Annotated in this window: 22 protein-coding genes; 16 read left to right on the forward strand and 6 right to left on the reverse strand. The window is 46.2% G+C overall.

What is annotated here, in order from left to right; genetic code table 11:
* Window positions 1-8 precede the first annotated feature (8 nt).
* Entirely contained in the window at window positions 9-1,982 is a 1,974-nt protein-coding gene (locus KSP24_RS00225) for a methyl-accepting chemotaxis protein (RefSeq protein WP_216974172.1), read from the reverse strand.
* 211 nt (window positions 1,983-2,193) lie between these two features.
* Between KSP24_RS00225 and KSP24_RS00230 the strand changes: the two genes are divergently transcribed.
* From KSP24_RS00230 to KSP24_RS00280, 11 genes are all read left to right on the forward strand, one after another.
* On the forward strand, window positions 2,194-3,261 hold the full coding sequence (locus tag KSP24_RS00230; protein WP_013372609.1) for an AI-2E family transporter: 1,068 nt from the start codon (window positions 2,194-2,196) through the stop codon (window positions 3,259-3,261).
* 349 nt (window positions 3,262-3,610) lie between these two features.
* Window positions 3,611-6,244 (forward strand): alanine--tRNA ligase, encoded by a 2,634-nt coding sequence (gene alaS, locus KSP24_RS00235; RefSeq protein WP_216974173.1) that lies wholly within the window; start codon window positions 3,611-3,613, stop codon window positions 6,242-6,244.
* A gap of 136 nt (window positions 6,245-6,380) precedes the next feature.
* Window positions 6,381-6,641 (forward strand): IreB family regulatory phosphoprotein, encoded by a 261-nt coding sequence (locus tag KSP24_RS00240; protein ID WP_007431624.1) that lies wholly within the window; start codon window positions 6,381-6,383, stop codon window positions 6,639-6,641.
* Window positions 6,642-6,650: 9 nt separating this feature from the next.
* Entirely contained in the window at window positions 6,651-7,067 is a 417-nt protein-coding gene (gene ruvX / locus KSP24_RS00245) for a Holliday junction resolvase RuvX (protein ID WP_016819084.1), read from the forward strand.
* Between the two features lie 13 nt (window positions 7,068-7,080).
* Complete coding sequence (locus tag KSP24_RS00250; RefSeq protein WP_013372606.1) at window positions 7,081-7,383, forward strand: DUF1292 domain-containing protein; 303 nt, start codon at window positions 7,081-7,083, stop codon at window positions 7,381-7,383.
* On the forward strand, window positions 7,380-7,685 hold the full coding sequence (locus tag KSP24_RS00255; RefSeq protein ID WP_017426726.1) for a DUF1292 domain-containing protein: 306 nt from the start codon (window positions 7,380-7,382) through the stop codon (window positions 7,683-7,685). Before KSP24_RS00250 ends, KSP24_RS00255 begins: the two co-directional genes overlap by 4 nt.
* Before the next feature lie 94 nt (window positions 7,686-7,779).
* The gene (mltG, locus tag KSP24_RS00260; protein WP_031462061.1) at window positions 7,780-8,808 is read left to right on the forward strand and encodes an endolytic transglycosylase MltG; all 1,029 of its coding nucleotides are present in this window, start codon (window positions 7,780-7,782) and stop codon (window positions 8,806-8,808) included.
* Window positions 8,809-8,819: 11 nt separating this feature from the next.
* Entirely contained in the window at window positions 8,820-9,749 is a 930-nt protein-coding gene (locus tag KSP24_RS00265) for a peptidase U32 family protein (protein ID WP_216974174.1), read from the forward strand.
* A gap of 32 nt (window positions 9,750-9,781) precedes the next feature.
* Window positions 9,782-11,113 (forward strand): peptidase U32 family protein, encoded by a 1,332-nt coding sequence (locus KSP24_RS00270; RefSeq protein ID WP_013372602.1) that lies wholly within the window; start codon window positions 9,782-9,784, stop codon window positions 11,111-11,113.
* Window positions 11,114-11,337: 224 nt separating this feature from the next.
* Window positions 11,338-13,587, forward strand: a complete 2,250-nt coding sequence (locus tag KSP24_RS00275) for a methyl-accepting chemotaxis protein (protein ID WP_129549831.1) — start codon at window positions 11,338-11,340, stop codon at window positions 13,585-13,587.
* A 247-nt stretch (window positions 13,588-13,834) separates the two neighbouring features.
* Window positions 13,835-15,604, forward strand: a complete 1,770-nt coding sequence (locus KSP24_RS00280; RefSeq protein ID WP_216974175.1) for a peptidoglycan D,D-transpeptidase FtsI family protein — start codon at window positions 13,835-13,837, stop codon at window positions 15,602-15,604.
* Here the strand turns inward: KSP24_RS00280 and KSP24_RS00285 are convergent.
* Window positions 15,592-16,746, reverse strand: a complete 1,155-nt coding sequence (locus KSP24_RS00285; protein WP_013372599.1) for an AI-2E family transporter — start codon at window positions 16,744-16,746, stop codon at window positions 15,592-15,594. The genes KSP24_RS00280 and KSP24_RS00285 overlap by 13 nt on opposite strands.
* A gap of 178 nt (window positions 16,747-16,924) precedes the next feature.
* On the opposite strand from KSP24_RS00285, the gene KSP24_RS00290 reads away from it, so the two are divergent.
* Window positions 16,925-18,373, forward strand: a complete 1,449-nt coding sequence (locus KSP24_RS00290; RefSeq protein WP_216974176.1) for a polysaccharide deacetylase family protein — start codon at window positions 16,925-16,927, stop codon at window positions 18,371-18,373.
* 84 nt (window positions 18,374-18,457) lie between these two features.
* Here KSP24_RS00290 and ilvD read toward each other — a convergent pair whose 3' ends face one another.
* The 3 genes from ilvD to KSP24_RS00305 all read right to left on the reverse strand — a co-directional run bounded on the left by ilvD (window position 18,458) and on the right by KSP24_RS00305 (window position 21,942).
* Window positions 18,458-20,146: a dihydroxy-acid dehydratase gene (ilvD, locus tag KSP24_RS00295; RefSeq protein ID WP_016324645.1), complete on the reverse strand. Its 1,689-nt coding sequence runs from the start codon at window positions 20,144-20,146 to the stop codon at window positions 18,458-18,460.
* A gap of 338 nt (window positions 20,147-20,484) precedes the next feature.
* Window positions 20,485-20,733, reverse strand: a complete 249-nt coding sequence (locus tag KSP24_RS00300) for a KGG domain-containing protein (RefSeq protein WP_013372595.1) — start codon at window positions 20,731-20,733, stop codon at window positions 20,485-20,487.
* A 174-nt stretch (window positions 20,734-20,907) separates the two neighbouring features.
* On the reverse strand, window positions 20,908-21,942 hold the full coding sequence (locus KSP24_RS00305; protein ID WP_016819074.1) for an acyltransferase family protein: 1,035 nt from the start codon (window positions 21,940-21,942) through the stop codon (window positions 20,908-20,910).
* 314 nt (window positions 21,943-22,256) lie between these two features.
* Between KSP24_RS00305 and KSP24_RS00310 the strand changes: the two genes are divergently transcribed.
* The 4 genes from KSP24_RS00310 (at window position 22,257) to mgrA (ending at window position 25,690) form a co-directional block, all read left to right on the forward strand.
* Window positions 22,257-23,063 (forward strand): alpha/beta hydrolase, encoded by an 807-nt coding sequence (locus KSP24_RS00310; RefSeq protein WP_216974177.1) that lies wholly within the window; start codon window positions 22,257-22,259, stop codon window positions 23,061-23,063.
* Window positions 23,064-23,077: 14 nt separating this feature from the next.
* Window positions 23,078-23,848, forward strand: a complete 771-nt coding sequence (locus KSP24_RS00315; protein ID WP_040103077.1) for an HAD family hydrolase — start codon at window positions 23,078-23,080, stop codon at window positions 23,846-23,848.
* Window positions 23,845-24,585 (forward strand): NAD-dependent protein deacylase, encoded by a 741-nt coding sequence (locus KSP24_RS00320; protein ID WP_040103078.1) that lies wholly within the window; start codon window positions 23,845-23,847, stop codon window positions 24,583-24,585. Before KSP24_RS00315 ends, KSP24_RS00320 begins: the two co-directional genes overlap by 4 nt.
* A gap of 85 nt (window positions 24,586-24,670) precedes the next feature.
* Complete coding sequence (gene mgrA / locus KSP24_RS00325; protein WP_216974178.1) at window positions 24,671-25,690, forward strand: L-glyceraldehyde 3-phosphate reductase; 1,020 nt, start codon at window positions 24,671-24,673, stop codon at window positions 25,688-25,690.
* A gap of 206 nt (window positions 25,691-25,896) precedes the next feature.
* Here mgrA and KSP24_RS00330 read toward each other — a convergent pair whose 3' ends face one another.
* On the reverse strand, window positions 25,897-26,763 hold the full coding sequence (locus KSP24_RS00330) for an AraC family transcriptional regulator (RefSeq protein ID WP_025676132.1): 867 nt from the start codon (window positions 26,761-26,763) through the stop codon (window positions 25,897-25,899).
* Between the last annotated feature and the right edge of the window lie 40 nt (window positions 26,764-26,803).

Consider the following 26,803-nt stretch of genomic DNA (forward strand, 5'->3'; position numbering starts at 1 on the left):
GGCTAGTTCTACAATTTAAAGCGTTTGACCTCTTCCAATAGAAGATCTGCATGAGAATCAAGTTTGGCAGAAAGGTCGGCAATATTGTTCATAGCATGACCTTGTTCTTGTACTGAGGAAGCTACTTCCTCGGTAGATGCTGCACTTTGCTCAGAAACAGCGACAACGCTAGAGATGACATCTGAAATATGTCCGGCATTCACACGGAGATGATCTGCTGCAGCAGAAACGTCTTCAATTTGGGCAAGCATGTGTTGAGAAGCGCCACGTATGGATTCAAACGCCTGTCTCGTTGCAATGGCAGCATGCTCCTGTTCTACAGTTACAGCAAGAGCCTTCTTCATTTCCTCTGCGCTTTGTACTCCCGCAATTTTAATTTCTTCCAGCTTACTCATGATATTGTCACTGGAATTGCCCGCTTGTTCGGCTAGCTTTCTCACTTCGCCCGCGACGACGGCAAAACCCCGTCCGTGTTCCCCGGCCCGTGCCGCTTCGATGGATGCATTGAGGGCCAGCAGGTTTGTTTGTGCGGCGATATCGTGGATGGCTCCGGCCAGCCGCTCAATATCCTGAGTTTTCAACGTGAGTGAATCTACCGCCTCTCCTGCCGCAGTGGTCGTTTGTCTGGACTCGGCTGCCAGTTTCGCTTGGCGCTCTGCCGTTTCATATCCGGCCAGTACAGCAGAATCTGTTTCGAATACAGCAGTTTGGGTCCGTTTGACACTTTCGCCAATCTGGTTGATGGAGCCTGTCATGTGTGTCAGCTTTTCAGAACCGGAATATACGGCCTCAGCTTGGTCGCTTGCTCCTTGAGCCAGCTCCTGAACTGCACTGGAAATTTGTGAGGCAATAGTTCCCGTATCTTTGGCGTGTTGATGCATATCATGGGAAGCGGAACTGACATCGCTAGCTGTATCTGATACCTTACGCAACAGGTGAGTGAGATTGTCTGACATGAGGTTAAAATCTGTCCCCAGGCTGGCAATTTCATCTTTACCCTTAATATCCACACGGGCGGTCATATCGCCTTCAGCTATCCGTTTGACATTAGCTTGGAGTCTGCGAATCGGCTTGATAAAGTTGTTTGCCGCCCAGGTCGCCAGCAGCATAGCAACGACTAAAATGATAGCAACAGTAATAATCAACTGATTACGAGTGGAGTAATACTCCTGAAAAGCTATATCTTTGGAAATAGACAGGCCTACAATCCAGCCTGTGCTAGGCATTTTTTTAAAATAAAGCTGACGGTCACTGCCATTGTAGCTATAGTCTGTTTTTCCCGAAGCTGCGCTGAGCAGGGCCGCGGTCGATGATCCTAACTCGGGGGTTTCCTTGAGGTTTTTGCCAGCCAGCTTGTTATCTGGATGCGCGATTACGACTCCCTTTTGGTCAATCAGAAATGCGTAGCCCAATCCGTTCAGATTTATGCTTTGAATCATTTTTGTCATATCGTTGAGCATAATATCTTCGCTGACTACCCCGGTGATCGAGCCGTTGGCATCCTTGAGCGGTTTAGCGATGGAAATGGTGAAGTCATTACTGCCTGCGTCAGTGTAAGGTGATGAATAATACATTTCTCCCTTGGTTTTGGCATCCTTGTACCACGGGCGAGCGCGAGGATCATAATTTGCTTCAAACCAGCCAGATCCATCCCAGTAAGAACCATCTTCATAGCCTGCATAAATGTTGGAAATATTTTGATCCTTATAGTTTTGGAAAGCTGCTTTCAGAGATGCTATTTTGGCATCTGATGAAATATCACTGGATTCCAGACTCGCAGCTAATGTTTCGATAATTTCAGCTTTGCCGCCTGTCCATCCGTCGAGCTGATTCACGGTTTCGGAAGCTTTGCTGTTCATAAGCTCTTGGATATCATGATTGGCCTGATTTTTAACGCTTGTCATGCTAATGACGGATAAAGGCCCGGCTGCAACGATTACAATGCAAGTGAAAAGAAGAATAAGCTTCATTTTTAAGTTCATGTAACGACCCCCGATGTTTCAGAAATGTGAAAGCTTAGGATAGTGCTTTGTACTTATATCGTCAGATCGAATGACTTTGTTTATTGTTTTCATCCATTTTCATCAATTTTTCACAATGGTTATTTATGGAACACCTTAGACTGGCGGGAAGGATTAAACTAGAGGTACAGGCATATACTTAAAGGAGGCTAGTCCGGTAAGGGGGCACAAAATGGACCAATTAACGAAAAGTAGACTGTTCCGGTACGGCATATGGACGCTGCTGGGACTTGTCATTCTATATTTTATCTGGCTGCTGAGACCTTTGTTTTTGCATTTGTATGAATTTCTGAAAACAATCATTGCTCCGTTTGCGGTAGCGATGATCATCTCCTATGTACTTAATCCTGTAGTCAGTATGCTGGGCGGTCGAAAGGTGCCTCGTAGTGTAGCTGTACTGCTCATTTATGCTGTGTTTTTGGCCAGTCTTATTGTGATCCTGATGAATCTGATTCCAATGTTCATTGAACAACTGGATGAGCTGAATGAGCATCTGCCTGAGCTGACCATGCATGCACAGGGACTAATGACGAATATGGACAGCGGTATTTTACCCCAAGGGGTGCGAACGGGGATGAATCAATGGTTTTTCCAACTGGAGAATCGGATGGCTACTGGGATTTCTACCTTTATGGACAACATTGGTGGGATGATCAACATGCTGTTCAATGTGTTTATTGTCCCTTTTCTTATTTTTTATATTTTAAAGGATTTTGACGTGTTTGAACGGACGATTGTATCTTATCTCCCGCGTTCTCGTCGTAAGGCGATTGTATCAGTACTTAAGGAAATTGATCAGGCGCTTGGCAACTATGTCAGGGGCCAATTGCTGGTGTGCGTCATTATTGGCGTGATGGCGTATATTGGATATATGCTGATTGGCATGCCTTATGCGCTGTTGCTGGCCGGAGTAGTGGCTCTTTTTAATATTGTTCCATATTTGGGCCCCTTTTTGGGCGCTGCACCAGCGGTAATTATGGCTTCTACGGTTTCCTTGAAAATGGTACTTTTAGTCGTAGTCGTTAATGCCTGTATTCAAGTGTTGGAAAGTAATGTAATCTCTCCTCAGGTGGTGGGACGAACGTTGCATCTGCATCCGCTAGCCATTATTTTCGCTCTGCTAGTCGGTGGGGAAATTGCGGGAATTGCTGGCTTGATCTTGGCAGTTCCTGTGATGGCGGTTTTGAAGGTAGGGCTTCAGCATTTTTTTGCATATTACGTGAAGCGAAAAACGATCTGATTTCGTCTATATCCCGGATGCGTGCTGTCTGAAATCGCGTTGACACGGCTAAATGACACGGATATACTGAATTGAGTATGTTTAAATGTGTTTATCCAGTAGGGAAAGCTCATTTCGGAGTGCGGGCTGAACCCGCCGGGATGCTCCCGTTACCAGTGAAAACAAGGCGATCGATCGTCCGTTAGCAGATGTTGGTGTGCGCTTGCACATGTAGCATTTCGTACAGAAGGGACGGCGATAACCAGGGTGGTACCGCGATACAATCGTCCCTGATCCGTTCAGGGGCGTTTTTCTATTTTTTATGGCCTGTGCCAGAAACCAGTGACACCATAATTAGGAGGCTACTTATATGAAAGCTAGTGAAATCCGCTCCAAATGGCTGGAGTTTTTTGAAAGCAAAGGACATGTGATTGAACCAAGCGCACCGCTTGTTCCACATAAAGATCCTTCCCTGCTGTGGATTAATGCGGGTATGGCGCCGCTTAAGCCTTATTTTGACGGACGTGTAAAACCAGAAAATCCACGTATCGCTAATTCGCAAAAATGTATTCGGACGAACGACATTGAAAATGTCGGTAAAACCCGCCGTCATCACACGTTTTTCGAAATGCTCGGCAACTTTTCCATTGGCGACTATTTTAAGGAAGAAGTCATCACATGGGCATGGGAGTTTCTGACAGACCCGAAATGGATCGGCTTTGATCCAGAGCGTCTGGCTGTAACGGTATATCCTGAGGATGAGGAAGCGTACAAGCTGTGGAACGAAAAAGTTGGACTTCCGGCTGAACGTATCATCAAACTGGAAGATAACTTCTGGGATATCGGTGAAGGACCTTGCGGACCTTGTACGGAAATTTTTTATGATCGTGGCGAAGCCTACGGCAGCGACATGACGGACCCTGAAATGTATCCGGGCGGAGAAAATGAGCGCTATCTGGAAGTGTGGAACCTCGTATTCTCGCAATTCAACCATAACAAAGATGGCAGCTACACGCCGCTTCCTAATAAAAATATAGATACAGGGGCTGGTTTGGAACGTTTTGCATCCATTTTGCAAAATGTGGATTCCAACTTTGATACGGATATCTTCCAGCCACTAATCCAGAAAACGGCTGCGATGGCAGGCGTTAAATATAACGACAATGTGGACAGTGATGTGGCTCTCAAGGTCATTGCTGACCATGTTCGTACTGTTGCTTTCGCGATTGGTGACGGTGTACTTCCTTCCAATGAAGGACGGGGTTACGTCATTCGCCGTTTGCTGCGCCGGGCTGTTCGTTATGGAAAAATGCTGGGCATGAACCGTCCATTTATGTTTGAACTGGTGGAAACCGTTGGGGATATCATGGGCGTATACTACCCTGAGGTCGTAGACAAGCGTGATTTCATCATCAAGGTGATTAAAACAGAAGAAGAGCGTTTCCATGAAACATTGACTGACGGATTAGCTATTTTGGCTGATATCAGTGCTCAGGCAAAGGCTGAAGGCCGCAACGTCATTAGCGGAGCAGATGCTTTCAAGCTATATGATACGTACGGGTTCCCATTCGACCTCACAGAGGATTATGCGGACGAGCAGGGCTTGAAAGTAGACCGTGAAGGCTTTGATGAAGCGATGCAGGAACAGCGTCAACGTGCGCGCGATGCTCATCAAGATAATGCCAGCATGAAGATTCAGGGCGGAGCTTTGTCTGATCTGGCGGTTAAAAGTGATTTTGTTGGATATAATGACCTCGTAACTGAGTCCAAAATTGTGGCAATTGTATATGATGATATGCTGGTGGAGAGTGTTAGTGAAGGACAGTCCTGTCAGGTCGTGCTGGATGTGACTCCTTTCTATGCCGAAAGCGGCGGGCAAGTGAGTGACCATGGTTTACTGCGTGGCGGAACGGTAACCGCGAAGGTTGAAGGGCTGTTCAAGGCGCCGCAAGGTCAGCATGTGCATCAAGTCGTTGTAGAGGCTGGTGAGCTGAACGTAGGCGATACGGTAAAAGCTGAAGTAGATCAAGCTTCACGTGGAGAAATTGAGAAAAACCATACGGCTACGCATTTGCTTCACAAAGCGCTTAAAGAAGTACTGGGTGACCATGTCAATCAGGCGGGTTCCTTGGTAGAACCTGGGCGTCTGCGTTTTGACTTCTCCCATTTTGGTAGCATTACCCCAGAAGAGCTGGCGGATATTGAACTGCGGGTTAACCGTGCCATCTGGAGCCAACTGGATGTGACTATTGAACTGAAACCGATTGACGAAGCCAAGGCGCTTGGAGCGATGGCGTTGTTTGGCGAGAAATATGGTGATATTGTACGGGTCGTTAAGGTTGGCGATTACAGCATCGAGCTGTGCGGAGGATGTCATGTCAGCAATACTTCGCAAATTGGCTTGTTCAAGCTTGTTAGCGAGAGCGGGATCGGGTCAGGTGTACGTCGTATTGAAGCAGTGACCGGACGTTTTGGTTTTGAGTATATGGAAGGTCAATTAGAGCTGTTGAAGGTGTCGGCTGGGCTGGTTAAATCCAAGCTGTCCGAGGTGCCAAAACGCATCGAATCTTTGCAACAACAAATTAAAGACCTCAGTCGTGAAAATGAATCACTGCAAAGCAAGCTGAGCGCTATTGAGGCGGGTCAGCTGACTGATCAGGTCGTGCAAGCTGGCGGAGTGCAGTTGTTGGCTGCACGCGTGCAGGCCTCCAGCATGGATGCGCTGCGTGCGATTGCTGATGAGCTGAAAAGTAAGCTTCCTGCAGCTGTGCTGGTGCTAGGCGCTGCAATGGACGACAAAGTTAATTTTGTCGTTGCTGTCCCAGCTGAGCATACCAAGGCAGGACTTCATGCAGGTAAGCTCGTGAAAGAAATTGCGGCCGTATGCGGCGGCGGTGGCGGCGGACGACCTGACATGGCGCAAGCCGGGGGTAAGGATGCGAGCAAGCTGGACGAAGCACTTCAACGTGCACATGAATTGGTGTCAGCAGCCTCACAAGGATAAAGTTCGATAATTTTTGCGGATTTTTGGAAAAAAACGGACTTAGACATTTCCTTGAAGGGCTTTGCTTATGGTATGATATAAAAGAATAAGCTGGCATAAACATGTACACATGTTTTGTGGAAGCGAGGTGTCAACAATGGATTCCATGGACAAAACGGTCAAATTTAATGTCAAGGCGGATGAGAAGGAAGCTTCTGCTCAGGAGATTTTGTTGACCGTATATGATGCGCTGGTAGAAAAAGAATACAATCCGATCAATCAAATCGTCGGGTATTTGCTATCCGGTGATCCGGCTTATGTGCCACGGCATAATAATGCTAGAAGCCTGGTGCGTAAAAAAGAACGCGATGAATTGATTGAAGAGCTGGTTCGTTTCTATCTCGCTAAGCATCGTTAGGAGACAGGCATGAAAGTAATGGGATTGGATTACGGGGATCGCCGAATTGGGGTCGCCGTAAGTGATGCCTTCGGCTGGACCGCCCAAGGATTGGAAGTCATAGAACGACGCGGTGACGACAGCGAGTTCGGTAAAATTGCAAATTTGGTTCGTGAACATGAAATTGGTGAGGTTGTTGTAGGCTTGCCGAAAAATATGAACGGAACCGTGGGTCCACGCGGTGAGATTTGCATTGAGTTTGCGAACCGGCTCAAGGAGTTACTGGGTTTACCCGTTCACCTTTGGGATGAACGGCTGACGACGCGTTCGGCAGAGCGTGCGCTTCTGGAGGCCGACGTCAGCCGCAAAAAACGCAAGCAGGTGGTAGATAAACTGGCCGCAAGCCTGATCTTGCAAAATTATTTGGACGCACACAGTACAAGGTGAGGGGGATTTCGTAATGGCTGAAAATCAATTGGGTATGGAAGAAGAGCCGGAAATTATTTATATTGCCGATGACGAGGGCAACGAGGAAGAGTTCGAGGTCATTATGAAGTTTGAGGTAGATGGTTCCGAAGCAAAGTACATGATGGTTGCGCCAGTGGACCCTGAAGCTGATGAGTCCGATGTGTACGCCTTCCGTTACGAGGAAGAAGGCGATGATATTAAATTGTTTGTGATCCAAGACGATGCCGAATGGGAAATCGTCGAAGAGACCTTTAATACATTTGTAGAGGAAGAAGAAGAGGAAGACGGGAAATGACGAGCTATTCACGTGAAGACCTGAGCTGGACCTCTGATTTGAAAGAAGCTTTTGATGGTGACGTAGAGTTGCAGGATGAACAGGGTCATGCGTTACGCATGGAGTTGGAAGCAGAGTTCAAGGTAGGTGAGCAACGGTACGCCGTATTGCGTAGACCTGGCGCTGCTGCTGGCGAACATGAATTATATCATGTAAGCTCATCCACAGACGGCGAAATCTCCATCACCACCATTGAAGATGATGATGAGTGGGAAGATATTTCTGAGCTGTACGACGAATGTACGTTGCCGGAAGAGCTGTAAGTCTGGATAACGAGGAGATCAAACCTGAAAGGGCGGACCAGTCCGCCCTTTTTGGCTGTGAAGGAGTTGGGTGGATGTGAAGCGAAGGACAAGGATGCTTACGTTGCTTCTCCTGCTTGTTTGCATAGCAGGAGGTGCACTCCTCTATATATGGAATGCCATGCAGCCTGTTCAGCCGAAAACACAACCCGTTGCTTTTACGGTGGTAAGAGGTACGGGAACATCGGCTATTGCAGATACGCTGAAGCAAAAGGGACTTATACGTAATGCGCTTGTGTTTAAGGCTTATGTAAAATTCAAACAGCAAGGAAACGCATTTCAGGCTGGAAAATATGAAGCGCAGCCTGGCGCAACCTTTGATCAGTTGATTGCCAAGCTATCGGCTGGGGATGTAGTCAAAGAGGAAATGATTCGTTTTACAATCCCGGAGGGTTTTACGATTAGACAGATGGCAGATAAACTGCAAAAGGAAGGACTGGCGGACCGGCAGCAATTTTTGCAGCTGGCCAACGATCCGTCCGCTTTTGACGTCGCGCTGGTGCGGGACATACCAAAGCAGACGGGGCTTCGCTATGCGCTGGAAGGCTATCTTTTCCCGGAAACCTATGAACTGAAAAAAGGAAGCACAACCAAGGATATCATTCAGACGATGCTGGAGCAGACGCAAAAACGTCTGGATACCATTTCTGATCTGGATGCCGGGTTGCAGCAACGCGGTGAAACACTGCATCAGTTGCTGACAGTTGCTTCTCTGGTAGAGCGCGAGGTGGTTGTAGACGATGAGCGGCCTATCGTAGCAGGCGTTATTTATAACCGCCTTCAACAGGATAAAAAGCTGGAAATTGATGCTACAGTTCAATATATGCTGGACAAGCAAAAGGAACGACTGTATTACAAGGATTTGGCTGTAGAAAGTCCTTATAATACGTATATGCATCAGGGACTTCCGCCAGGACCGATTGCAAGTCCCAGTCTGAAATCAGTAGTGGCGGCTCTGCAGCCAAAATCTACAGATTATTTATTTTATGTGACCAAAAAAGATGGGACACATAAACATTTATTTGCCAAAACGTATAAAGAACATTTGCATAACATTCAGATAAGTAACCGTAAGACAAATTAGGAGGTGAGCCTATGGCTTACAAACCCGAACTGCTGGCAACAGCCAGCTCTCCGGAGGATGCCCGCCATATGCTGGAGGCTGGAGCAACTGCATTGCTGATTGGAGATGACCGCTTTGGTATGCGACTGCCAGGACATTTTACCCCGGACCAAATCCGTGAGGTTGTGGAAGAGGCACGGAAGCATGCGGCGCAGGTATATGTATCTATGACGAATTTGATGACGAACGAGCTATTGCCACTTCTTCCGAAGTATGTGCAAACCATAGCTGAATGCGGCATAGACGCCATTGAGTTTAACGATCCAGCAGTGCTCATGGCGGTGAAGGAACATGCTCCTCATCTGAAACTTTTCTGGAACGGAGAGATGATTTCTACCAACTTCGCAACCGCCAACTATTGGGGCGAAAAAGGGGCATCACGTGTCATCTTGGCTCGTGAGCTCAGTATGGATGAAATTACGGAAATGATTCCAAAGTTGAATATAGAAGCACAGGTTCAGGTACATGGAATGACTAATATTTATCACTCCAAGCGTAAGCTTGTTCAAAGCTATATGCTGCACCAGGGTCGCACGGTAGAAGGTGATCTCGGCAGAGGACGTGGTTTGTTTCTGATTGAAGCGGAGCGGCAGGAAGAGAAGTTCCCGATTTATGAAGATATCAACGGGACACATATTATGAGTTCGGATGATTTTTGTATTATGGAGGACCTGCATATTTTGATGGAGGCGGGTGTGCATAGCTTTAAAATCGAGGGCTTGTTGAAACCTACCGCTTACAATGAGGCAGTTGTCCGTGCTTATCGTAAAGCAATAGATAGTTATACAGCCGACCCGGATGCTTATGTTTATGATGAAAGCTGGCTGGATGAGGTTCGCCGTCTTCAAGACCCTGAACGGGAACTCTCCTTCGGATTTTTCTACAAAGAGCAGGTTTATTAATTACAAAATGAATTTACAGAGGGGGGAACGTCATGGGAACGATCACCAAAACGAGAAAATATACAGGTAAACGGAATCGTCTGGATAAGCCAGAGCTGTTGGCTCCTGCCGGAAATCTAGAAAAGCTGAAGTTTGCCGTTCACTATGGCGCAGATGCTGTATATATTGGTGGACAAAAATACGGTCTGCGTTCTAACGCCGATAATTTCAGTTTTGAAGAAATGCGTGAAGGTGTGGAATTCGCCAACAAGTACGGTGCTAAGGTGCTTGTGGCGACTAATATCTATGCTCACAATGAAGATATTGCCGGAATTGAGGAATACTTGCGCAATCTGTATGAAGTAGGAATTCATGCCGTTATCGTCGCTGATCCGGCCATTGTATCCGTGGCATTGCGGGCAGTTCCCGGATTGGAAGTGCATTTGAGCACACAGCAGTCCACGCTGAATTGGCAAGCGGTAAAGTTCTGGAAAGACGAGGGACTGCCGCGTGTGGTACTTGGACGTGAAACCAGCTTGGAGGAAATCGAAGAAATTAAAAAGCATGTGGACATCGAAATCGAAGCTTTTGTCCATGGTGCGATGTGCTCTTCATTTTCCGGTCGCTGCGTGTTATCCAATCACTTTACAGACCGAGATTCTAATCGTGGAGGATGTTGTCAGTCTTGCCGCTGGAAATATGATTTGTTTGAGGATGCCCGTCCAGGTGAGGTTTGGATATCTGAGGAAGAGGCACAGGATAACAATGTACTAAAACAGTTCCAGCTTGGCGTTAACCAGCTTCCATTGTTTGAAGAGAGTGATAATGCTTTTTCTATGGGGTCTAAGGATCTGTGTATGATTGAGAATATCCCTGATCTGATTGATGTGGGTGTAGACAGCTTTAAAGTAGAGGGACGTATGAAGTCCATCCATTATGTGGCTACGGTCGTGAATGTCTACCGTCAAGCAATTGATTCCTATATGGCTGATCCGGAAAATTATGTACTCAAACCAGAATGGATTGAAGAAATTAACAAGGCTGCCAATCGTCCGTTGAATACAGGATTTTTCTATGATACCCCGGATCATGAGGATCATATTTATGAGCCGGAAGAAAAAGCAGTCCCTTATGATTTTGCCGGACTAGTCATGGATTACGATGCCGCAAGTGGCATCGCAACGATTCAACAACGTAACCATTTTAAACCAGGGCATGAAATTGAATTTTTCGGGCCGAACGGAACGTTTTTCAAGCAAACGGTCGGAACGATCTGGGATGAGGAAGGCAACGAATTAGATGCTGCACGTCATCCGCTTCAACGAATCAAAATGAAGGTAGATCAGCCTGTATCGTATTTTGATATGATGCGTAAAAAGAAGTAAATAAGCCTTAAGTCACAGGTGAAAAGATTCAAAAGCCTCTCCTATCGGTTGGAGAGGCTTTTTTTTGAATAGTTTTCTAGGAAAAAAGTTTCACAAAATTTAGTTGATACTCAAAGGAAAGCTACATTCCTTGTCGAATAGTTCCGATAGAGATTATATAGATAATAGATACATAAAGGATGACGTGGAATAAGAAACTAATTATATGGTGGTAGGTGAGAGGAATGGGTTTTCGGAAAAAAGAGAGAAATGCAGCAAAAAGGCAACCTAAGAAAACGGATCCAATGAAAGGCTTGAAAGGAAGTAAAGTAACAACGGATAAAGGGGAGGAGACGGTTGTGATGTCTTCGAAAGATACTCCCTGGGTAGCTAAGGCCTTACGTAAATGCACATACAATTTAAAGCGTTTACTTAAGCCTGAAAGATACAGTAAGGATTTTATGCATTTGGTCAAAAACTATAATCCGATCCGTTCGGTTGGAATGAAGTTGTTTCTGATCTTTTTTGCAGCCATTATGTTATTCGTGGTCAGCCTGGGGATGCTCTCGTACTACAAAGCTAAAAGTACGATTGAACAAAATGCAGCTACAGCGTATCAACAAACAGTTCAGCAAACTTCGGAAAAGCTTGATATTATTTTAGAGCGCTTTCAAGACACATCGACACAGGTATTTTTCGATACTGAATTAAGTGATCAGTTGCAAAAGGCTGTAAAGCAAGATAAAAATCCCTTTGCATCTTTTGTTGCTATGGGCGAAGTAAACAAGAAATTAACGAATATTGCTTTTACAAATAAAGCGATTGATTCATTGTACCTGTACCCGGAAGAAACCAGTTTAGCTGCAATGGGTACCGGAACACAAAAGGATGTACGGCAGGAAGCATGGTTTAAGGATATTTTGAAAAACAAGGGAATGGTTTGGCTACCTACGCAGGTGAATGACAATGGCAGCAAGACCTTTCGTCTGGCACGCTCCATGAACAGCATGTCCGGGTTGGGAGGGACTTATGTTCTGGTTATGGATTTAAAGGCCAGTGCGGTGGAGGACGAGTTGAAAGGTGTTAATTTGGGCTCAGGCAGTATGATTAGCCTTGTGACAGATAAGGGTGAGTTTGTAGGCTCTAACAATGAGAGTTTGGCAGGAGGAAAGACAAAGCTGGATTACGTTTCCAAGCTTGAAGGGATCGAAGGGAATCAAATTATGGAGCAGGTAGCAGATGGAAAAGAGCAAAGTGTGCTTGCGGTTCATAATACACTGGGAACTTCCAAATGGATTCTCGTGGGTGTAGTGCCTGTATCTGAACTGGTGAGAGACGCCAGGGGAATACTTACCACAACCTGGGTATTTGCTGCGGTAGCGGCACTCATTGCATTGTTCATTGGTCTGTGGATGGTACGTCTTGTGGCTCGTCCATTGACACACCTGAAGGATTTAATGATTGAAGGCGCCAAAGGCAACTTGCAAATCCGAACGAAGTATAAGGCACAGGATGAGATTGGACAGTTGTCTGAAAGTTTTGATACGATGATGGAACAAATTACACTGCTGGTAGAACAGACGAATGCATCAGCACAGGAGGTACTGAATACAGCGACGGAACTGAGTGATGCCTCGAAGAAGACAGCCGTTTCAGCCAAAGAAATTGCAGCCGCAACGGAAGAGATTGCTCATGGTGCCACCAGTTTGGCAACAGAGGCGGAACGTGGCAGCGGGTTAACCGGGAATATATCCCAGCAAATGGATACGGTTATGACTTCTAATCATGAAATGAGTCTGGTCGCACAAGAAGTTGAACAGTCCAGTGAAAAAGGGACAGTTCAGCTGAGAAATTTATTGAGCAAAACTAAGGTTACGGAAGAAACTACGCATGCTTTGGTAGGCAAAGTAGATGAACTGAAGCAGACAACTTCCGATGTCTTTAAGGTGCTGGACGTATTACAGGATATTGCTAAACAAACGAACATTCTATCACTGAATGCGACGATTGAAGCGGCACGAGCTGGGACAGCCGGGCGTGGTTTTATGGTGGTTGCCAATGAGGTTCGTCAGTTGGCAGAGCAATCACGTCAAGCCATTCGTACGGCTACAGGTATTACCAATAATATCGTCAATGAGATGAATGAAACGGTACAGGCGTTATCTGAAGTGTACCCGCTGTTCCGGGAGCAGATGGGAGCCGTACAAGAAACGACGGACATTTTCCAATCGGTGCAGCAGCAAATGGGAGAGTTCGCGCTTCGGTTGGGAACAGTCACCGCATCTATTCATCATCTGAGTGAATCGCAGACTACTTTGTCCGAGGCAATGACCAATGTAAGTGCGGTAGCCGAGCAATCCTCGGCTACTTCGCAGGAAGTTGCTTCTCTCAGTAATGAGCAGGCCAATATCGGTAATCAGCTGGTAGGCTTGTCTGATAAGCTGGAAGGAGTATCGGTGAATTTGAAAGAACAGCTTTCGAGGTTTACAGTGTAGGTGTTCTAAAATCAGGGATATCAGGAGCGCAAATTATTAATACAAACACAAAGTTGGCTTGGGCGGTTCTAGCCATTACTATTTTTATAACGGTCTATTATTCGTTAGACGAAATTTTAGGTTGGAGCTCATATTCCTCACTAGATATCCCATAAATTCGGTAACCCATTCGACATTACATGTTGAGTGGGTTTTCTTTTTCCATCACCGGACATACTACTGGAAAAATGATGAAAGGAGGATAAATGTGTCTAGGCGTCATAGCAGTTTCATTCGTCAACGTCGAATTGCATATATAGCCCTGGGGATCATGGTATTACTACTGATTTTATGTTTCCGACTGGCTTGGATTCAGGGGACAGCGGGTATTCATTTGTCACTTTATGGGGGGCATTCGCTTAAAGAAATGTCAGTACGTCAGCGACAGGAAGGAATCGCTATTGATACTGGGCGGGGACAGTTTACAGACCGACACGGGCAACCCTTGACTGGAGGAGTCGTATGGACGCCAGTGCTTTTTCCCGATGTAGATGGCCAAGCTGCTTTGCATGGACAAGAACTGGCCAAGCTACTGCATACGAGTAAAGGGCAACTGTTGACGCGATGGAAGGAACTGCAATCTCCACTCATATGGCGGGATGGACGCGGAGAGCCTGTACAAATCCATCCGAATGAAGCGGGGAGACTGCTGAAGTTAGCCCCTTCACTCATAGAGCTTGTACCGTATGCGCAGCGTTATAGGGATATGCCCAATGGCAGACAATGGCTTGGTTTTCTGTATGAACGTGGTGAACGAGCAAGTGAACTGCCGATGGGGGCAGCTGGCCTGGAAAGAACGCTCGAGCCACTGCTAAGCGGCGTTGGTGAGACGTTCGTCTCTCGGTCTGTAGATGCGCAACGTCGTCCATTGACTCATGTCCCGCTTCGTGTCAGTGCTCCATCCAATAGTCACTATCCATTACAGGTGCAGACTACAATTGATCTCCCGTTGCAGGAACAGATTGAGAAGCTGACAGAATCTAATCATTTGACAGAAGGTGCAGTGGTTGTGCTTGACGCAGGCAACGCGGATGTTATGGCGATGGTGTCTCGGCCTTTTTATAATCCCATTCATGTTGATCCGCAGCAAAAAACAGACTGGTCTAATCGTGCCCTCAAAGCGGTAACGCCTGGTTCTATTTTTAAGTTGGTTACGGCTGCGGCTGCACTTGAATCAGGTGTGGTTCAACCACAGGAGCAATTTCATTGTCATGGAGCCTATGGCAAGTACGGATTGTCTTGCTGGAAAGAAAAAGGACACGGAACCCTGAACCTGGAGGAAGGGCTTGCCGTATCCTGTAATAGTGTGTTCGCTCATCTCGGCGAACGGCTTAACGCTGAGCAAATTCAGGCCGCAGCCGCTGCACTGGGATTGAGTCGAATCGTGGGCTGGCAGGACCGGAATCTTGCAGGCCTGCCTCAATTCAGACCGCTGGATCACGAAGAAAAGGGAGCCGTATTCGGCTCCCATACGAATGCATCTGATCCAGGCGTACGTGTGCAGACAGCTATCGGCCAGCGTGATGTGCTGGTGACGCCTCTCCAAGCAGCCAACCTCATCGTCACCTTGCTGCACGATGGTCAAGTACATGCACCGCGTATCGTAAAACGCATCAGCTACGCGGACGGAAGCACCTTGCTGGAGCTACCTGCTCACGCTGCTCCTTTACCCCAAGGCAGCCGCTCGATTCGCACATCCACGGCTCATACGCTGCGTGAAGCAATGGAACAGGTTGTGACACACGGTACAGGTGTCTCCTTGCGCAATAAAACCTGGAAGCTGGCCGGTAAATCGGGTACGGCCCAAGCTTTAAAAAACGGTCACCCTATAAATCACCAGTGGTTTATTGGTTACGGTCCGGTAGAGCGGCCACGTTATGCGGTTGCCGTCCTAGTGCAAAATGCTTCAACGCATGCTGCAAATCAGGCCACAGCACTGTTCGGTCAAGTCATGGATCTGCTAGCTCAATCCTCCTGAGTTCCGCGAGTAGCTTCACGCTCTTCCTCCTGAATTTTGACGATAAACGGAGGCTCGTCAAATTCCTCAGTCGGAAACCGAATCCATTGCTGCAAATAACCTTGCTGCCACAATTCCTTGAGCAAAATGATCAGAATGGGGGATAGGATTAATCCAGCCAATCCGAAGATGGATAACGATATAATGGCAAAGGAAAGCATTAGATAGGCAGATGAAACGCCGATAGAATTACCAGTAATTTTGGGCTCTGCCAACTGGCGCACAATCACGGTGACAGCCATGACAATAAGTAAGCCTACAGCCAAGCCGGTATTGCCCGTGATGAACAAATACACTGCCCATGGAATAAAGATAACAGGCACACCCAACAACGGCAGAATATCAAACAAAGCTGCTACGAGCGCCAACGATAGGGCATTATCCACTTGTAAAATGAGTAAACCTATAAACACAAGCACGAAGGTAATTCCTACCAGTAGGGCTTGAGCCTTGAGAAAGGCGGAAATGGCTTTAAGTACATGATTTTTTAGAAAAAGGTACGCCGTTTTTAGTGTCTTCGGTGTTTTACTGCGGGCAATTCCTTTCCAGAGATTAATTTCCATACTCAAAAAGAACGCTAAAATGATGGCAACCGCAAAGTTGCCCATAAAAACAGTGAAAGAGCTGAGAAATTGAATGAAAAAAGATAACCCTAGCTGTGCCCATTTCGTAGCAATGGTGGTAGCAGTTGCAAAATAATCATTTACACGTTCGGTAACACCCGGAGGCAAGGCAGCAATTTTATCTTGAGATAGATGAAGAATCCGCGTGAATTCCGTTTGGATAATCTGGGTATAATGTGGGAGGTTTTGCGCGACTTTTGTAAATTGAGTAACCAGGATCAGGCCCAATCCGAAAAAAATAGCCAGTAATAAGATGATAAACAGCAATACGGAGAGTGCGGAGGCAAAGGGTTTTTTCATGCCTTTGCGATGAAAATAACGGGCAGCAGGTTCAATGCACCAAAACACAACGAATGAAAGGAACACAGGTGCTGCTAGCTGATACAGCTTGCTGGATACGAACATAATTAAATACACGGTTAATACGATCAGACCGATATCAAAAACAGTACGCCAATATTTTTTGTACAATGGAAGCATATGTATACAACGACTCCTTTAAGATTTTTATTTATTGTACACTAAATTGAATCTCAATGCTGACCATAAGCAAGGGCGAAATCTCGGCATGCTTACGTCATTGTGATAACATATAAGTAAGTGAGTTTTACTCAGGAGGCCTGCTTGGAAGTTCAGAATAGAAAAGTGGGGATAAAACGTGCAGACTTTGCTGTTATGGATGTTTTACATTTCAACTTTTTATGCTTTTATTCCGGCGCTGGTTAGTCGTATATTTGGTTTCCGGGTGTTTAGGCGTGGCAAAAGTGACCAAGAATATGCGCTAACCTTTGATGATGGTCCTGATCCAGTCTATACACCACAGTTGCTCGATTTACTCAAGCGTTTTGATGCCAAGGCTACTTTTTTTGTTGTAGGTATGAATGCCGAAAAACACCCTGAGCTTCTGAAGCGCATGCATGATGAAGGTCATCTGATTGGTATCCACAATTATGTGCACAAATCGAATTGGCTCATGCGGCCTGTTACGGTTAGAAGACAAATTACCCAGACAGAGTCAGTCATTCGTCGAGTAACTGGCGAAGGAACGACCTTTTATCGTCCACCTTGGGGGATTGTGAACTTTTTTGATATTTCCAAAAACAATGGTCGTCGAATCGTATTATGGTCCTCCATGTTTGGTGACTGGAAGGCCAGTATTGGAGCGAAACAACTAGCGGAAAGAATGCTCAAAAAGCTGAGGGGTGGCGAGGTGATGCTGCTCCATGACTGTGGTACGACATTGGGGGCTGACGCAGAAGCGCCACAGAACATGCTCATTGCACTAGAGAAGCTATTGAGGGTCGCCCAGAAACAGCAATTACGCAGCGTCCGCGTGGACACATTGTTTTGCCGTCAGTCTGGCAATCAATCCACTGTCTCTAGCTTGTCCAGTACAGATTGGATTAAAAGAACGATGGTATTCGGATGGCTACAATACGAGCGACTTTTTCATGCCTTGTTCCGTCTTCGTCCTGTCAGCAAGGATAATACGATCTTTTATTATCGTCGCCGTATCTATCATGGACCAAATATAAACATGGAGAACGGTAGGTGGCTGGAAAAAGGGGACCCCATAATTGAGCTTCATTTTGACAATAAAATGTTGTTTCAATTGGGAGCGACGGCAAAGTCCTTGGTCCATCTAGCGATTCAATTGATTCGAGTTGTGAAAAGACAACTGCCTGATCTTACCCAACGGGTTGTACATGATTCTGGTATGAAGGGTGTAAAGGCGATCTATGCAGTAAGTATGATTCATCGAGGGCCTGAAAAATTAGGCTTTCAAGTTCAGGAGCTTCCCCAAGGACTGTTTAAGCATGTGGCTACTGTATATTTAAAGCTGTTATTTCGTATTATCCATCCTTCGGGTTCAGAGCAATTGAGTGAAAAAAAAGAGGTCATGGTACCGAAACTAATCGTGATGCCCATTGATACCTTGTTTGATCGTTTCCAACCGGGAGATTCGCACCGGGCAGACCAGGCTTTTGATCCAACTGATCAAAGGGATGTGGTTCATACACTCAATAGTGAAATGACCGAAGAAGAGGAGCCTATGCATACTTCGATCAGGGCTTCACAAACAGCGGATACAGGATCAAGCAGTTGACCTAATAAAAAAAGCTTCTCGATCCTTTGTAGGAGTCGAGAGGCTTTTTAGTGGTTCATACAATAATCTATCTTGGCAAAGCACTTAGATTTTCATAATTCCGCCGTTACTTGCGTTCGTCACCAGCTTGGAATAACGCGCCAGGTAGCCTGTCTTCACTTTCGGCTCGAAGCCTTTCCAGTTGGCACGACGACGGTCGAATTCTTCGTCCGTAATGTGAAGCTCAATCTTACGATTGTTCAGGTCCAGCTCAATGATATCGCCGTCCTCAACAAAAGCGATAGGTCCGCCTTCTGCTGCTTCAGGGGAAATATGACCGATGGAGATACCACGGGAAGCACCTGAGAATCGTCCGTCTGTAATCAGACCAACCTTGGCACCAAGCCCCATGCCCACGATTTGTGAAGTTGGAGCGAGCATTTCAGGCATACCAGGTCCGCCCTTAGGACCTTCATAACGAATAACAACAACATGTCCTTCGGCGATTTTACCGTTAGCAATGCCAGCCAGCGCATCTTCTTGTGAATCAAAGCAGATGGCAGGACCTTTGTGATAACCGCCAACAGAAGGATCAACCGCACCGACTTTAATAATGGAACCTTGTGGTGCCAAATTGCCGAATAATACAGCTAGACCGCCGCGCTCGGAATAAGGGTTGTCCAATTTGTGGATGACGTTAGTGTCCAGAATTTCCTGACCCTCTACATTTTCACGAATGGTTTTTCCGGTTACAGTAATGCAGTCACCATGCAATGCGCCCGGTTTCTTCAATAGTTCATTCAGCACTGCGCTTACGCCGCCTGCATTATGAACATCCTCAATGTGATAGTCGGAGGCAGGTGCCAATTTGGACAAATGAGGTACACGGTTTGCGACTTCATTGATGCGTTCAATAGGGTAGTCAACTTCAGCTTCATGGGCAAGTGCCAATGTATGCAATACTGTATTCGTAGAACCGCCCATTGCCATATCCAGTGCAAATGCATTATCAATCGCTTCTTTAGTCACGATATCACGTGGTTTCAGATCGAGCTTAATCAATTCCATCAATTGGCGTGCAGATTGTTTAACGAATTCTTTGCGCTCTTCTGCTACGGCGAGGATGGTGCCGTTACCTGGCATAGCCAGTCCCATCGCTTCTGCGAGACAGTTCATGGAATTCGCTGTGAACATTCCTGAACAGGAGCCGCAAGTTGGACAGCCGTATTGTTCTAGCTCAAGCAAACTTTGATCATCGATTTTGCCCGCTTGGAATGCACCTACGCCTTCAAAGACGGAAGTCAGGGAAATAGAGCGTCCGTTCTTGTCTTTACCAGCTTTCATAGGACCGCCGCTGACGAAAATAGTCGGAATGTTAACACGCAATGCCCCCATCATCATACCAGGGGTAATTTTATCGCAGTTAGGAATACATACCATGCCATCAAACCAGTGAGCGGAAACGACAGTTTCCAGAGAATCTGCGATAATTTCGCGACTTGGCAAAGAATAACGCATACCGATGTGTCCCATGGCAATGCCATCATCTACACCAATAGTGTTAAATTCGAAAGGTACACCGCCTGCTTCACGAATGGCCTGCTTGACAATTTTGCCAAATTCCTGTAAATGGACGTGGCCCGGTACGATGTCAATATACGAGTTGCATACCGCAATAAACGGTTTGTCGAAATCTTCTTCCTTGACACCCGCTGCGCGCAGCAAGCTGCGGTGAGGAGCGCGGTCAAAGCCTTTTTTAATCATATCGGAACGCATTTTCGTCTTAGCTGTCATGATGCTGGTTTCCCCCCAAAGTATAAAAATGGTATGGCGTTCAATGAACGCCGTAATAGCGCAGATGTTTTCTAAAGAGTCTATCATAGTTGTGCGCATTTTTCTACATATATGAGGATTTTGAAAAAGTATAGAAGTGTTCTGTAAGCAACAATATATAGATATGAACAGTTTTATTTATCTATATATTGCATCTGCGAGGATTTGAATTGGATTCTTCGAACTCTGATATTCTGATATGTTAGCTTATCGGATAAATAGGAAAAGCCCATGCCGCAATAAAGCGGATGGGCTCAGGCTTGTTTTTATGTTAAAGGAGGGGGATATAAAACTATATTTTAATTTCTGCCACCTTTACGACCGATGTCTCTGTAGAAATTTTTGTCATGCGACTCAGCTGTAGCATCGCCGCCCTTTTTTCCGATTTCCTGATAAAATTCCTTATCATGTGAGTTTGCGGTTGCTTGTCCGCCTTTTTTTCCAATCTCCTGATAAAATTCCTTGTTGTGCTTCTTGGAAGTAGCTTCTCCACCCATACGGCCTGCTTCTTCGCGACTCATTTTACCCTGATTTTGATTACGTGCCATGACAAATCACTCCTTATGAAAAAGTTGTTTTTTGTTGCGCGTATCTTTTACTTACCACATCTTGCCTGTATGAAACAGGTACTATGCGTGAAGTAAAGAGGGGGAGACCCACTTCCATTTTCGTCTGTAAGCGGGTTGTCGCGTGCTGATTGTGAAATATAAATGGATAAAAAATTACGCAGACCGTCTAAAAAGATAAGGAGCTGGCTTCAACATCCACTCTACTTGTGGCTCAATCAGAGGTCGTGTTGCAGTTCGAACCCAAGGCATGGTCAACAGACAGCACAGACCTGTGGCGCACACTAGAATCAACATGACTTCCACAGGAGTATCTATATACTCGTAGACTCCTTTTGCAACAACGGAACGGACGATTAAGCCATGGAGCAAAAAGACATATAATGTACGCCGTCCCATCTCGGTTATACGTCCTGTGACGGCTGGAACAAAGCTTAGAAACGCCATAGATGCTATCCATTGAACTCCATAAATGCCGATACGGTAAATCCCTGCGTACCATTCGGTATGGCCCAGTTCACCATAAGTCATGTTGCCATATAGCCAGCCAGCCGGGATGCCAAAATACGACGTTCCCGCCAGTACCATAAGCAAAAGAGATACAATGCCGGCGATTATACGGACAGGTGTTGTGAAGAAGCGTCGAACGTCCGCATAATTCAAATGATAACCTGCTACAAAGTAAGGCAAATAAACAAAGGTTCTGCATACGCTTAGCCATATACCGTCTACGGGGAGATATCCGACAAGAATACCCAGTAGCACGGATATACCCAGTTGGAAGACTGGTGGTATTTTCTGAAAAGACAGCATTAACAGTCTCCAGCAGATGTGGCTGGCAAGGAACCAAAGCAGCAGATAAGGAGCAAAAAAAGAATGATGGATATGGGGAACGTGAAAGATTACGACATCCAAGATTGAATAAAGGGATTGGAAAATCAGATATTGCATACCGATCTGAAGCAGAACTTTTTGTCCTGCGAGACCTGTCAAAGTGGTTTTGGCAAAGTAGCCTGTAACGAGTACAAACAACGGCATATGAAACATGAATATCCAGCTGAACCATTGTTGGGCAAGATGAAGTGAACCGACTAATGGCTCCAGGGCGTTTCCTGCAAATACGCATATAATCAACAGAAATCGCAAATTGAGAAAGAAGCTTTCCCCTTGTACATCATGGCTTGTCGTCATGTGTTTCCCTCCGAACGGCTTCTGCCGATTAAACTATTTAAAAAATAATTCTTTACAAGGAACAAGGTACGATACTCTGGACCTCAACATTGTGATTTTATTCACAACAGTAAGCGCTGTCATGTCCTTTTTATGTGGCGAAAGCTTGAACACGGAATAAAGATGGGCTCATGTCTGGAAACGTGTGCTCATTTGACCCTGTATGTGCAACGATGTTACCCTAACAGGGTTATAGCTATGCTATCGAATACAGCGACACCTTTTATATTCAAGCTAAGAATTACGAGGTACGAAAGACGAAAGGAACTTTTATAATGAGAAGAAGAACAAGAAGATCATACAATTCTTATGGGACACGCGGTTCTCGGAAAATATGGAAAATTCTTTTAGGCATCCTAATTGTCATCGTGCTAATCGCGGGTTGGGGAGCATGGAAGGTATTTACGCCTTATCAGCCTGACGAGACGGCTGCTGCTGCATTAGCCGAAATAGCGGATACTGTGAAAGTAAATGAGCAAGAGCATTGGTTAAGTTTTGAGCCTGCCAAAAGAAGTGGATCAGGAGTCATTTTGTACCCAGGGGCGTTGGTTAAACCCGAAAGTTATGCGCCCTTGGCACGCCGTTTGGCAGAAAAGGGACATCATGTGATTATTGCAAAAATGCCACTAAACCTTGCATTGATCTCACCGGATTTGGCGAATGAAGTGCTGAAGGCGTATCCGGAGGAAGCCTTTGTTATTGGCGGTCATTCGTTAGGTGGTGTGATGGCGGCCCGATATGCAGCTGCAAATTCTGATCAGATCAAAGGTGTATTTTTCCTTGCTTCCTACCCGGATAACAAGGGTAATTTAAAGGATAAAAATCTGCCAGTTATTTCTCTGTTAGGAAGTGATGATGGTGTCATCCAGATGAAAAATGTCCAAAGTGGGAGAACTTATTTACCTGCCAACACGCTGTATTTTACAGTCGAAGGGGGGAACCATGCCCAATTTGGCAGTTACGGTGCCCAGAAAGGGGATAATCCTGCGAAAATTAGCGCCGTTGAGCAATGGAACCAGACGGTAACGGCTTTACAGGATTGGATGAAAGAGAGTGTGGATTCAGCTTCTAAGAACCCGTAAAGGAGGTGTAATGCATGTCTGAGCTGATCGTGCAGGGGAAGCGATACCCATGCCGTGGCATCTTATTCGATAAAGATGGCACGCTGCTGGATTTTATTCAGTTGTGGGGCCCCTGGGCTCGTTCTATACTGGATATGATGGAGCAGCATCTTGCCGTGGCGGGAGCCGGTTTTACAATGGAAAAAGGCGACGTTCTAGGTACTGTTCACGATCGGGAGGGTCATGTGATCGGTTACGATCCTTCTGGCCCGCTGGCAATGGGAACGGTGGACGAAAGTACGGGTGTACTGGCTTGGCAGCTTTATACTGCTGGTGTTCCGTGGAATGAAGCTGTGCGGCTTGTCCGCGAATTTAATAAAACAGCGATGGCTGACGTCCGCCGACATCGGGCAGCGAAGGTGTTTCCGGGGTTACGGACCTTATTGGAGCAAAGTCGCCATGCCGGAATGAAGCTGGCGGTTGTGACCTCTGACAGTACAGAGGCTGCACAAGAGCATTTGGAGTGGATGGGGCTGACATCCTATTTTGACGAGATCATCGGACATGATAGGGTTACATACGGCAAGCCTGATCCGGAAATGGCTGAAACAGCTTGCGCGTTACTAGGACTGTCGCCGGCGGACGTGGTAGTGATCGGAGACAGTAATGGGGATATGCAGATGGGCAAGCGTGCCGGAGTACGGCTAGCCATTGGATTTGCGCCGGCATCGGAACGTTCCAGTCATTTGCTGGATGCGGATAAGGTGGTTCGTGGATATGAAGAGCTGGAGGTGCGTAGAGCATGAAAGTTAATACATTGGCGGAATGGATACAGCAATCACAGAATATTGTTTTTTTCGGCGGAGCAGGGACATCAACGGAAAGTGGTATTCCAGATTTTCGTTCGGCAGCAGGCTTGTATCAGAGTGAGGAAAAATTGCCCTACTCTCCTGAGGTTATGCTTAGCCGCTCTTTTTTTGTGAAGCATCCTGAAGTATTCTTCGATTTCTATCGCAGCAAAATGCTGCATCCCGATGCGAAGCCGAACGGCTGTCATCATTTTCTCGCGTCTTTGGAAAAGCAAGGCCGTCTTAAAGCGGTTGTGACGCAAAACATTGACGGATTACATCAGGCTGCAGGCAGTAGAAATGTACTGGAGCTTCACGGCTCGGTACATCGCAACTACTGTATGGAATGCGGCCGCTTTTACGGGCTAAATGAAGTGATGAACAGTTCCGAGGTTGTACCTAAATGTCCGGTAGATGGAGGGATTATCAAACCGGATGTCGTTTTATATGAGGAAGAGTTGAATCAGGATACCCTTATTCAATCCATTCAGGCCATTTCTCAAGCAGATCTGCTGTTAATTGGAGGAACGTCACTGACAGTTCATCCTGCGGCGGGCTTGATTACTTATTTTCATGGTAAACATACAGTGCTGCTGAATACAGACCCCACCTCGTATGATCACAAGGCGGATCTTTTGATCACTGAACCGATCGGTAAAGTTATGGAAAAACTTGCTCATCAATTGGGCTTGTAATCGTTTTCTTGTCAACGCCCGGATAAAAGCGCTATGATGATGGTTGTAATGGACATAACAATGTTTCGAGAGAGGCTGTGATAGCATGGTTTATTTAGCTGGCGAAGATCGTTATGAAAGTATGAAATATAACCGTACAGGGAGATCGGGTCTTAAACTGCCCGCTATTTCGCTAGGCTTGTGGCACAATTTTGGCGGGATTAACAACGCGGAGAATGGTCGCAGCATGATTACTCGCTCCTTTGATCTGGGCATTACGCATTTTGATTTAGCTAATAACTATGGTCCTCCTGCAGGTTCAGCTGAGGAATTTTTCGGACAAGTGTTAGCCAGTGATATGAAACCGTACCGGGATGAATTGGTCATCTCAACCAAAGCAGGCTACCATATGTGGGCAGGTCCTTATGGTGACTGGGGATCTCGTAAGTATATGATATCCAGTCTGGATCAGAGTCTGAAGCGATTGGGACTGGACTATGTCGATATATTCTACTCTCACCGCTTCGATCCGAATACGCCGCTGGAAGAAACGATGGGAGCACTGGATCATATCGTACGTTCCGGCAAAGCGCTATATGTGGGCGTGTCTAATTATAGTGCAGAGCAAACGGCAGAAGCAGCTCGCATTTTGAAGGAGCTTGGAACACCGATGTTAATCCATCAGCCGAGATACTCTCTGCTTGACCGCTGGATTGAAAATGGATTACAAGATGTACTGGACGAAAACGGGATAGGTAGCATTGCCTTTTGTCCACTGGCTCAGGGACTGCTGACCAATAAATATTTGAACGGAATTCCCCAGGATTCACGTGCGGCAAGCACATCGGTATTCCTGAATGAAAACCATGTGACGCCCGAAACTCTGCGCAAGGTGCGCGCCTTGAATCAGATGGCTGCTGCACGTGGACAAAGTTTGGCTCAATTCTCACTGGCATGGGCTCTACGCGGTGAACGTCTGACCTCTGTCCTGATTGGGGCTAGCCGTGTAAGCCAAATCGAAGAAAATGTTGAAGCTTTATCCAATCTGGAGTTTTCACAGGAGGAGTTGGATCGGATTGATTCGATTCTAAATGCCGGGAACGGACAAGACGGCGGCACAGCTTAATGACAAAAGATACTCCAGAGTTATCGGCCTAATTTCACATTCTCTTATAAATATATACTTAACAGCCCGCATCCATTTGAAGGATGCGGGCTGTTTGCGTTATGGCTGGGAGCAGGGGAAACCAATGCCCTGTCCAGCATCCCCTGTAAAAGAAGATCAACCGTCTGTTGGAAGCAGCAGCTTCGTAAAGCCTCTTAAAGCTTACTTTACGACTGTGGATACTGCTTAACCTTGCTTCGGTACTCGGTTGGAGACTGCCCACAGAAGCGTTTGAATTGACGTGAGAAATATAGAGCATCGGTTAATCCTACAGATGCAGCCACTTGTTCAACCGACAGCTCAGGACGTTCGCGCAGCAGTTGACGTGATTTGTCGATCCGTAGCTTAAGCAGATAGGTGACGGGGGAGATGCCCGTTTCCTTTTTGAATATCCGTGATAAGTATGCACGGTTATAACCAAGTCCTTCAGACATTTGCTCAATGGAAACGGGGTGTGCGTACTGAGTGGACATGTATTGAACCATCTGCTTGACTGTACGTCGAATTTGCGAATCCGCCCCAGATGGATCAGTCCAGTCACTCAGGTAATTGCTTGCTTCTCCCATAATCAGGTACAAATAGCCCAAGGCTGAAAGATGAGAACTAGATTTTCTGCTGTAAAAGGCCAATTGCATTTGCTCCAGATAACCAGGAATGGGACTTTGATCAGCAGCATGGAAAACAGGCTGATGAACACGCAGTCCTGCCTCCTGCACCACCTGCTCCGTATGGTGTCCGGTAAAGGCAGACCAACGATAACGCCACGGTTCCTCTTCATCAGAGGTGTAGCTCACCAGCTGACCGGGATGAATAAGGAAAAAATCGTTTTTTTTAAGCTGATATGTGTGCTGTTCTGTTCGAAAGATGCCTTTGCCCGACTCTACAAAGTGAAGCAGATAATAATCATAGATTTTCGGCCCTACGGCATGACCGGATTTGGTCTGGCTCTCTCCTGCAAAAAGCACATGCAGCGGGCTATTTTCATAAAACACCGGATTAGAGGCGACAGCATAACTATATGAATGCGCTTGCAAAATAGGGTCATCCTTCCTGCATTTGTGAATAGTTTAGTGG

Origin of the sequence: Paenibacillus sp. AK121 (genome assembly GCF_019042715.1) — a bacterium.
GTDB lineage: Bacteria > Bacillota > Bacilli > Paenibacillales > Paenibacillaceae > Paenibacillus > Paenibacillus polymyxa_C.

Coding starts and splice junctions, on each gene's coding strand:
- KSP24_RS00300 (WP_013372595.1), bottom strand. CDS start 20,733: ATGGCACGTAATCAAAATCAGGGTAAAATGAGTCGCGAAGAAGCAGGC.
- alaS (WP_216974173.1), top strand. CDS start 3,611: ATGAAAGCTAGTGAAATCCGCTCCAAATGGCTGGAGTTTTTTGAAAGC.
- KSP24_RS00250 (WP_013372606.1), top strand. CDS start 7,081: ATGGCTGAAAATCAATTGGGTATGGAAGAAGAGCCGGAAATTATTTAT.
- KSP24_RS00240 (WP_007431624.1), top strand. CDS start 6,381: ATGGATTCCATGGACAAAACGGTCAAATTTAATGTCAAGGCGGATGAG.
- ilvD (WP_016324645.1), bottom strand. CDS start 20,146: ATGACAGCTAAGACGAAAATGCGTTCCGATATGATTAAAAAAGGCTTT.
- KSP24_RS00255 (WP_017426726.1), top strand. CDS start 7,380: ATGACGAGCTATTCACGTGAAGACCTGAGCTGGACCTCTGATTTGAAA.
- KSP24_RS00320 (WP_040103078.1), top strand. CDS start 23,845: ATGAAAGTTAATACATTGGCGGAATGGATACAGCAATCACAGAATATT.
- KSP24_RS00285 (WP_013372599.1), bottom strand. CDS start 16,746: ATGCTTCCATTGTACAAAAAATATTGGCGTACTGTTTTTGATATCGGT.
- mgrA (WP_216974178.1), top strand. CDS start 24,671: ATGGTTTATTTAGCTGGCGAAGATCGTTATGAAAGTATGAAATATAAC.
- KSP24_RS00225 (WP_216974172.1), bottom strand. CDS start 1,982: ATGAACTTAAAAATGAAGCTTATTCTTCTTTTCACTTGCATTGTAATC.
- KSP24_RS00275 (WP_129549831.1), top strand. CDS start 11,338: ATGGGTTTTCGGAAAAAAGAGAGAAATGCAGCAAAAAGGCAACCTAAG.
- KSP24_RS00305 (WP_016819074.1), bottom strand. CDS start 21,942: ATGACGACAAGCCATGATGTACAAGGGGAAAGCTTCTTTCTCAATTTG.
- KSP24_RS00270 (WP_013372602.1), top strand. CDS start 9,782: ATGGGAACGATCACCAAAACGAGAAAATATACAGGTAAACGGAATCGT.
- ruvX (WP_016819084.1), top strand. CDS start 6,651: ATGAAAGTAATGGGATTGGATTACGGGGATCGCCGAATTGGGGTCGCC.
- KSP24_RS00315 (WP_040103077.1), top strand. CDS start 23,078: ATGTCTGAGCTGATCGTGCAGGGGAAGCGATACCCATGCCGTGGCATC.
- KSP24_RS00265 (WP_216974174.1), top strand. CDS start 8,820: ATGGCTTACAAACCCGAACTGCTGGCAACAGCCAGCTCTCCGGAGGAT.
- mltG (WP_031462061.1), top strand. CDS start 7,780: ATGCTTACGTTGCTTCTCCTGCTTGTTTGCATAGCAGGAGGTGCACTC.
- KSP24_RS00230 (WP_013372609.1), top strand. CDS start 2,194: ATGGACCAATTAACGAAAAGTAGACTGTTCCGGTACGGCATATGGACG.
- KSP24_RS00310 (WP_216974177.1), top strand. CDS start 22,257: ATGAGAAGAAGAACAAGAAGATCATACAATTCTTATGGGACACGCGGT.